The sequence below is a fragment of the Paraburkholderia sediminicola genome, from assembly GCF_046027825.1.
Lineage (GTDB): Bacteria > Pseudomonadota > Gammaproteobacteria > Burkholderiales > Burkholderiaceae > Paraburkholderia > Paraburkholderia sediminicola_D.
Genome location: NZ_JAQQDU010000028.1, coordinates 84,023 through 92,211, shown reverse-complemented (window position 1 = coordinate 92,211; position 8,189 = coordinate 84,023). Strand labels below are relative to the sequence as shown.

General features: G+C 58.6%; 8 protein-coding genes. 1 reads left to right on the top strand and 7 read right to left on the bottom strand.

Annotated elements, in window-relative coordinates; genetic code table 11:
- Positions 1-5 precede the first annotated feature (5 nt).
- Together PQQ96_RS17440 and PQQ96_RS17435 are read right to left on the bottom strand one after the other, a co-directional pair.
- Positions 6-533, bottom strand: coding sequence for a GNAT family N-acetyltransferase (locus PQQ96_RS17440; RefSeq protein ID WP_408294125.1), 528 nt, complete (start codon positions 531-533; stop codon positions 6-8).
- Between the two features lie 170 nt (positions 534-703).
- Positions 704-1,906: a serine hydrolase domain-containing protein gene (locus tag PQQ96_RS17435; RefSeq protein WP_408294124.1), complete on the bottom strand. Its 1,203-nt coding sequence runs from the start codon at positions 1,904-1,906 to the stop codon at positions 704-706.
- A gap of 272 nt (positions 1,907-2,178) precedes the next feature.
- On the opposite strand from PQQ96_RS17435, the gene PQQ96_RS17430 reads away from it, so the two are divergent.
- Positions 2,179-3,174 carry a TraB/GumN family protein gene (locus tag PQQ96_RS17430; RefSeq protein WP_408294121.1) on the top strand — a complete coding sequence of 332 codons (996 nt, stop codon included), beginning with the start codon at positions 2,179-2,181 and terminating at the stop codon, positions 3,172-3,174.
- Between the two features lie 37 nt (positions 3,175-3,211).
- Here PQQ96_RS17430 and PQQ96_RS17425 read toward each other — a convergent pair whose 3' ends face one another.
- The 5 genes from PQQ96_RS17425 to PQQ96_RS17405 all read right to left on the bottom strand — a co-directional run bounded on the left by PQQ96_RS17425 (position 3,212) and on the right by PQQ96_RS17405 (position 7,893).
- Positions 3,212-3,940, bottom strand: a complete 729-nt coding sequence (locus tag PQQ96_RS17425; protein ID WP_408294118.1) for a transporter substrate-binding domain-containing protein — start codon at positions 3,938-3,940, stop codon at positions 3,212-3,214.
- Positions 3,941-4,013: 73 nt separating this feature from the next.
- On the bottom strand, positions 4,014-4,916 hold the full coding sequence (locus PQQ96_RS17420) for a sterol desaturase family protein (RefSeq protein WP_408294116.1): 903 nt from the start codon (positions 4,914-4,916) through the stop codon (positions 4,014-4,016).
- Between the two features lie 109 nt (positions 4,917-5,025).
- A complete protein-coding gene (locus tag PQQ96_RS17415) occupies positions 5,026-5,730 on the bottom strand; it encodes a LytR/AlgR family response regulator transcription factor (RefSeq protein WP_408294113.1) in 705 nt (234 codons plus the stop codon).
- Entirely contained in the window at positions 5,718-6,800 is a 1,083-nt protein-coding gene (locus PQQ96_RS17410) for a sensor histidine kinase (protein WP_408294111.1), read from the bottom strand. Before PQQ96_RS17410 ends, PQQ96_RS17415 begins: the two co-directional genes overlap by 13 nt.
- A 214-nt stretch (positions 6,801-7,014) precedes the next feature.
- On the bottom strand, positions 7,015-7,893 hold the full coding sequence (locus PQQ96_RS17405; protein WP_408294108.1) for an IclR family transcriptional regulator: 879 nt from the start codon (positions 7,891-7,893) through the stop codon (positions 7,015-7,017).
- Positions 7,894-8,189: the final 296 nt, after the last annotated feature.

The window sequence follows — 8,189 nt, the reverse complement described above, 5'->3', positions numbered from 1 at the left end:
TCGTCTTATCGAGTGACTGGGCAGCGAGGAATTCGGTAAACGACGGACGTGTACTTTGGCGTCACGCGTCTTTCCACGATGACGCCGCCTAACGATTCGGCGATGCGCCGGCTGGAGCGGTTCTCTTCCGCAACCGGATAGGTAAAGCTTGCACAGCCAATGGTTCGCGTTGCCCAGTTTGCAACCAGAGTCACGGCTTCGCGACCAAAACCATTTCGATGACGATCTTCACGAATCCAGATGCCGAGCTCCGGGCTCTCAGTGCGTACGCGGTGAAGTCCGGCCAACCCAAGGAAACTCCCGTCAGCGCGTTGCCGTATCGCGAATACATAGTCTGACCCGTCGTCTATCGACGGCATCCAGGACCGCCAAACACCATCGAAGTCATGCCGGGATGCCGGCGGCTCCCACGCCATGTGACGGGTGAGCGAAGGGGTGATGCATGAGAACGTGGCATCCGCGTCGTTGGCCGAGAACGGTTTGATCAAGAGCCGGGTTGATTCAATCTGGATTTCTGTCGGCCGCAGCAGCATCTCAGGTTTTCCGTCGAGGTTTGTTTACGTAGTCCGCGGACAATGGTTTGGTTGTCACGCGAGTAAAACCCAGCAACTCATAGTAGGCGCATAGCTTTTCTCATAAAGAAGGGATCGTTTGCGCGAACACGAATCTATCCGTACTGCGCAACAAGCGCGTTCCACAGCGCTTAAACTTCCCGCATGCCGGGATCGTGATCGCTGGTCCATACGGCTGTTTGCACGAGTACGAGCTTCGAACGTGGATCGACAATGATTCTTTGACCGTCCATACCTTGCAGCGCAAACATGCGGTGGTCGCCCGGCAATATCCAGACCTGATACCCGTAACCGAAAATCGGGTTGGCCTTGCCAGAGGCAAGAAAGCTATCGGGAGAAGCGATGCTCGTCGCCTGTAGCACCCACTCGCGCGGCACGATCTGCTTACCGTTCCACTTGCCGTCATTGGCCAGCATCAGTCCGAGTCTTGCCCAATCACGCAATGTGGCGCTCACACAGCAGTAGGTAATGTCCTGCCCGGTCGCATCACGTCCCCATGATGCATCCGACTCCATGCACATCTTCTTCCAGATGCGCTCACTCGCGTACTGTGCCACCGACATATGCGTTGCATGGCTCAAAACCAGACCAAGCACTTCCGTTTCGATACTGGCGTAGCTGAAATGCGTGCCGGGCGCGCGTTCGCGTTTATCGAACCGCTTGACGGCTTCGATTGCCCCTGCGCCATTCGGATTAAAGAGATCGCGGCCTAGCTTGTCCCGATCGTCGCCAGGGTTGCTGTCTTCAAAGAAGTGGACGCCAGAAGACATGTGCAGCAGATCGCGAATTGAAGTCTGGCCGTAAGCATTGTTAGCCAACTCCGGCACATAGGCGTCGGCGAGATCGTCAACCGAGTGAATGGCCCCTTCCGATATGGCAATACCGATCAGCATACCGACGAGTGTCTTCGCCATGGACTGCGACATGAACCGGTCGGTATCTTTCCGCGCATAGCGATAATGCTCGTAAAGGATTGTCTCGCCGCGAGCGATAAGCAGGCCGGTCACCGGATTGCGATCGAGATAATCGTTGATACTGCGATACTGGCCTCCGTACGGGTAGTTCAGGGTGAGTTCGTGTTCGGAGGGTTTGAGTGTGGACGGAGCGCCGGCCTTGGCAATCGGATCGGGGGGACGGATCTCGTCGAAATGGGTGTAATAGCCTACGAACTGCTTCTGTGTTCTCGCTTGGCCGGGTATGAGTAGTGGATAGTGATCTGCAGCACCGTAAGCGTCAGCGGCATAGCCGGTGTCGGAGAACACCGCACCCGACTGCGCCATCGCACATGACAACGCCAGAATGCAGCCTACGGTCACCTTAACGCATTGCAGCATTGCACGGCTCCTTTCTCATTTCGAAGAATACGAATATCTGTCGCGATACCGGCTTTTGCTAAACGGTTGAGAAATAATCTGGTTGACTAACCGGATGCGATTACGAGGCAATTGAGAATTTGTAGGCTAATCGAAATGAACGATCTAGCACGCTTACGTGCTTTGGATGAAAATGAACACTCAAGGTTAGGTTTCTAGCCGGCGCATCGGGACAAGATTCGGGGAATCAATTTCCGACGCATCTGGCGCACAAAAAAGAGAAGGGGGAAGGAATGCGACCAATCGTTCAGTTAGTTATCGCCCTGGTGTGCGGCGCATTGGTCGTCATGAACGCGTCCGCACAGACGCCGAATCCGCCTGCGGGCAACTCCGCGCCCGTATGGACTGCGACTGCACCAGGGCGGCCCACCTTGCTGCTACTTCCCACCATTCACATGCTGACAATCGACGATCCTCGCATCGACGAATGGCTGGCGCAGATCGCCGGTCGCGCCCAGGCCGTTGTGCTAGAAGGTCCGTTGTCTTATACGAAAAAGGAACTGCAGACCGTGTTGCGGCTCGGGCTTTATGGCACGGAGGACAACCTCACGAATCACGTTACGAGCATGACGACTGAAGAACTGGCGCGATGCGCACGGCTAAGCGGCCTGGATATCGTACCGTTCCTCCAGCTCAAACCGTGGCTTGCATCGATGACGGTAAACTCCCATCGGCTGACGGATCGCAGTGTGGCGCGGGCGCCCGGTATCAATCCGTCCGTGTTTTATGACGGAATCGACGTACGACTGTTTCATCTCGCGCAGCAGAAGATGATTCCCCTGATATACCTCGAGACGCTCCCACAAGCGCTGAAGTTTTACGACGAAATACCCACCGATGCGCAGGATGCCTACCTGCAAGGCACCTGCAATGAACTGACCGGTCGCACGCCGGGTGATCTGGACATCAACGAAATCGAACGAGCATGGCTCAACTCGGACGTTACTCGGCTGGGCCAACTCATAACGACACGCAATCCGCACGAGAACCAGTCGTTCCACGACGCAAACCAATACATCCTGCGCGGTGGCACGAAGATCTTTGCTGCTTCGCTAGAACGCTACGGCTATTTTCACGGAAAGGGACCGATTTTAATTGCAGTTGGCGCAGGTCACTTCTTCGGCGATGACTCGCTTTTGACCCGCCTGGAAGCGGCGGGCTACTCGATCACGGCGCCGCACAGCGCCAACGGCGTAACGCCCGTCTTGAAGGCCGGCGATCGCGGTTGAATTCGGGTAAGTCGATGAAGGCCCTCCATGGCCAATCTCAGCCAATCACGACCGGATCGATTTCGTTCTCCGTCAGGCCAAATCGCGACATCCGACGTCGGTGATCAGCTGAGCCCAGGTACATCCGCAGTTGCCTGTTAACAGCATCTTTCAGTTCGTGACTACCCTGCTTGAATGAGAACGCACCCGTCGGCGACGAATCGCCTTCGACATTGACCGTGGGATGTGAGACCGCAGCAGCGAGTTCGTGACCAATCCGGTCTGCAAGAATGCGATTTCCAAGTGCCGTGCTAGCGTATGCATCAATCTTGCCGGTAAGGAGCGCGTCGATAGCTTCGGCCTGCTGATCGAACAATACAATCTGATCGTCGGATACGCCCGCCTTTTGCGCCGCATGATGCTGCACCTGGCCCGCGATAATGCCGAGGCGAGCGTCATCGCGTTGTGCAAGCGACTCGTAGCTATTCAGCGCCATCGGATTGCCAGCTCGAACGAGAAAGCCATCGCTGATTGCCCACACGGGCAAGCTGAAGTCCACGCGGGTCATGCGCTGTGGTGTGACAAAGAGCGGAACGTTCATATCCCACCGCCCGTTTTCAACGCCGGGCAGCAATTCCGCGAAAGTCGTCAGGTGATGTTCAACCCGCGTGACTCCGATTGCTCGAAGAACTGTCTCTGCCAACTCAATGTCGGCACCAGTAACCGTGTGGTCCACATCCGCCCAACCGAATGGCGGTTCCTCAATGTATGCGATCTTCACCTTCATAAGCCGATTCATTCCTTACAACAAGGTGGATAAATTCGCCGCAACCATCAAGTGGCCATCTTAAACGCTTCGGTTAGCGACCGAAGGACCGCGTATCTGCACAACGCCTCAGATCTTCGGTAGTTTCCCCCTCGTTATCTGGCCGCCAGCCGGGTGGCTTGACTACGTAGCCATATACCTCGCGTATGGAACGCGCGGACAAGATGTCGCGCCACAACGCACGCCAGTGACCGAACTCGACAGTCAGCAGGTTATAGGTGGTCATCGGACGGACCAGACCGAAACGACACGGCAGGTCGCGTCTTTCTGCAATATAAGTATCGAATAGCCGGTCGAACACGATGAGCACACCGCCATAGTTTCCATCAAGGTATTCGAGGTTGGACGCGTGATGCACTCGGTGTGCGGAAGGCGTGTTGAGAACCCATTCAAGCGGTCCGAGGCGAGGAATCCAGGTTGCGTGTAGCCAGAACTGGTAGAGCAGGTTTAGCGAAAGCAGCATCAGCACGATTTGAGGCGGCATGCCGAATAGCGGCGCAAGCACGAAAAACAGCATCGCGCCAGTAAGACGCCCGGTCCAACCGATACGATACGCGGCGGAAAGGTTGAGCTGATTAGGTGAATGGTGAACGGCATGGGTGCACCAGAACCAACGCGTCCGATGGGCCGCGCGGTGGTACCAGTAATAGCAGAACTCCTGAACAACGAAACACGCTAGCCATCCACTCCAATGGTTCATCGGCAAAGTCCAGAGCCTGTGCCGCCAGAACCAGTTCATTGCGTCGCTCCAGAACACCAGCGGCAGCAACCAGCGTAACGGATACTCGCGAACGAGAAAGTCGGCCACCGACACACTGGCTGCCTTCCAGTCATAGCCACGCCAGCCGCGTCGGACAGCAAGCGCCAGAGCCTCGGCCAATGAGGAAACGAGGATGACGATATTTGCGTACTTGAGGATTGTGAGCAACACAGACATGGCCGGACCATCCATAGGGTGATGCCAGCCAGCGTAGTTTGACACCCCGTGAGCCGCAATCGAACTGGGACGAGCCGGGTCCGCCGCGGGGCGGATTGGGCTGTCCGCGCTAGTGCCGCAAGCGCTGCATCAGCGTTTCCCGATGCTGCCGGCTGCAGGGTACCTCAACGCCACTGCGCAGTACGACGGTGGCATCGCCCTTCCCCCGTGGCCGCACAGCGAGCACGGCGGCCAACGCCACCGCAGCGCCGCGATGCGTGCGGACAAATGCGGGATCGAGGTCATTGAGCAAGGCGGCCAGCGTGCGCCGTATCAGCAGGCTGCGCCCGGGCAGATGGATGTTCACGTAGTTGTCGGCCGCCTCTAGCCATTCGATATCCGCGCAGCGCACGACATGCGTTGTCCCGCGATCGGCGATCATCAGATGCGCGGGCATGCCGACGCTCGGGCGGGCCGCACGGCGGACCGGCTCGCGCAACCGCTGCACTGTACGCGCGAGGCGCTCCGGCTCGACAGGTTTCAACAGGTAGTCGACTGCCTGGGCGTCGAATGCCTGCAACGCATAGCGGTCGAACGCGGTCACGAATACCAGCGCTGGCGCGTCGTCGGGCAGTGACGCCGCCACGGCGAAGCCGTCGACCTCGGGCATCTGGACGTCGAGGAAGATCACGTCCGGCCGTAGTTGCGCAGCGAGCACCAGCGCCGCCGCACCGTCGGCGGCTTCGCCGATCACTTCGACATCGGGGAATACCTGAAGCATACGCAGCAGCTTGCTGCGAGCCAGTGTCTCGTCGTCGACAATCAGTGCGCGCACGGCAGGCTCACCCCCGCGATCAGGCCACCGCCCGGTCGCAATCGCAATTCGAGACTTGCCTGCGTGCCGTACAACGATTGCAGACGGCGCTCGAGGTTGCCCAGACCCACACCACGCTTATCAGGCAGGCGCTGCAAATCTCCATCATCCTCAATCTCGATCTGTAGCCGGCTCTCGCTATGCGTTATGCGGATTGCGACGTGCGTCAACGCGCTGCGCCGTTCGACGACATGACGGAAGCAGTTTTCCAGCAGCGGTTGAAATCCGAGCGTGGGGACGCGGCAATCCTGCGCAGCAGCATCGACTTCCCATGAAATCCGGACGCGATCGGCGAAACGCTGGACCATGATGTCCGCATAGGCGCGCAGCAACGTCAGCTCATCGGCCAGTGACTGCTCGGGACGCTGGCTCGCGTCAGTCGCTGCGCGCAACAATGTCGCCAGGCGGGTGAGCAGGACGTCGGCAGCGTCGGGGTCTTTGTGGATCAGCGATGAAACGGTGTTCAGCGCGTTAAACAGAAAGTGCGGTTGCAGTTGCTGGGTCAACTGGGCGAGTTGCGCCTGGCGCGCCAGGTTCGCCTGTTTTTCGGCGGTCAACCGCTCGTCAACCCACGCCCCGTAGGACCGAAGGCCAAAAAGGATACCGCTGAACAACGTATAGAACAGGACGAAGCTCGTCGCATCGTAGGCCAGCACTTCGACCCACGGTCCATGCGGGTAGCGTGAGCCAGCCAGTGCATAGACACCCAATCGCATCGCATAAATGGCAGTGATGTACGCGACCATTTGCAACGGCATCCGCGCCAGGGAGCGAAGAACCCATTGCAGCGGCTGGTTGAGAGGATGATTGAGCCGGTCCGCGCGCCTTATCTGCACCGCAATCAGCACCGTGGCCGCGAGCGCCGCGGTGCCGTTGTTGACGAGCGGCCGCCAGAACTGCACCTTGCCTGTCCAGTGGGATTCCTGAATCCCGGCCGCCAGCATGAGCAGCCAGAACACGGCCCACGCCCACGCCATGCGCCGCCACGGGATGATCGGTCTGGATTCGCCGAAGAGGTAGCTAGTGTTCATTGGCCCGGCTCATTCACGCTCGTCCCCGGCGCAGGTTTCGCATCCACGCGCCACATGTCGACTATGCCTAAAACGGCGCCCGCCTCACTCAACTCCGGCGAGCGCTGATTATGGTAGTCGCAAAAGCGCATCCGGGTCGAGGACAGCCTCCGGCCTCGCGTGAACGATCAGCCTTTCGACCTGCTCAATAGCGGACTCACAGAAATGCGCGAGCTTATCCGGCAATGCGCTCGGTGGTCATGGCGCGCGACAAGCCGTGCATTGGCCGGCGCAACGCGACATCGAAGGGATTGGTTTGCGGGCCGATCGCATCGGCCTGACGGCGCAGCAATTCCACCACCATCGGCAAGCGATCGTCGCCGAGACGCGCCGCCAGCGTGCCGACGCTCAACGCCGCCACCGCCACGCCGGTACGGTCCAGAATCGGCACCGCCACGCCCGCCATGCCGTCGAGTACCCCGCTATTGCGGCCCGCGTAACCGAGTTGGCGCACGCGTTCGATCTCGGTGCGCAGATACACTTCGTCGAGCACGCCATAGCCGCGAATGCGCGGCACGTTAAAGCGAATGATCTCTTCGCGCTCGGCCTCCGGCAGGAAAGCGAGAATCGCCAGACTCCCCTGACCGACACCCAGTGCAACGCGCCCGCCGATATCGCCGGTAAACGAGCGAATCGGAAACGGCCCTTCGCAGATGTCGAGACACACCGCGTCGAAGCTGCTTTTGACCAGCAGGAAAATCGTGTCGCCGAGACTCGCGCACAGTCGCAGCAACGCAGGGCGGCAGAGCGTGCGCATGCCGCTCGGATTGCCGGCCTGCGCGGCAAGCGCAAAGAAATCCACGCTCAGCCGATAGAGCTTCGAGTTCTCGTCCTGTTCGACAATGCCTTCCGCGATCAGCGCGTGAAGAATGCGGTGCACCGTGCCTTGCGTCAGACCCACGGCTTTCGCGAGACGCGTGACGCGGCCGCCGTCGGATTGCGCTTCGGATAACGCGCGGATCACAGCAAAGGCGCGCTCCAGCATCCCGGGGCCGGGCGCACTACCCGCGTCGGCCAGTGCGGCATCCGAATCTCGTTTGGCGGCAGCATTCATCTCCAGCGCTCCGAATTATTTCATTGATCGGAACACTATAGATGGTTTTATCCATGAATGGAATATTCATGGCACGCCCGTTCCATTTACGCTTTGTCATGATTCATAGAGATTTTCCAGACTTCATGCAGCGGAATACTTGAAGTCAGTTCCACCAACATCTTCCATCCAACGGAATTTTTCTAACTCTTATACCGGCAAACGGAATTTGAAATTGACGTGATCCAATTTGGCTAGATAGAGTCGGCTCCATCGAGGCAGTAGCCGATTGAACCGGTGTCGATCCATCCAAAGGC

Coding starts and splice junctions, on each gene's coding strand:
- PQQ96_RS17440 (WP_408294125.1), bottom strand. CDS start 533: ATGCTGCTGCGGCCGACAGAAATCCAGATTGAATCAACCCGGCTCTTG.
- PQQ96_RS17420 (WP_408294116.1), bottom strand. CDS start 4,916: ATGTCTGTGTTGCTCACAATCCTCAAGTACGCAAATATCGTCATCCTC.
- PQQ96_RS17430 (WP_408294121.1), top strand. CDS start 2,179: ATGCGACCAATCGTTCAGTTAGTTATCGCCCTGGTGTGCGGCGCATTG.
- PQQ96_RS17410 (WP_408294111.1), bottom strand. CDS start 6,800: ATGAACACTAGCTACCTCTTCGGCGAATCCAGACCGATCATCCCGTGG.
- PQQ96_RS17435 (WP_408294124.1), bottom strand. CDS start 1,906: ATGCTGCAATGCGTTAAGGTGACCGTAGGCTGCATTCTGGCGTTGTCA.
- PQQ96_RS17425 (WP_408294118.1), bottom strand. CDS start 3,940: ATGAAGGTGAAGATCGCATACATTGAGGAACCGCCATTCGGTTGGGCG.
- PQQ96_RS17405 (WP_408294108.1), bottom strand. CDS start 7,893: ATGAATGCTGCCGCCAAACGAGATTCGGATGCCGCACTGGCCGACGCG.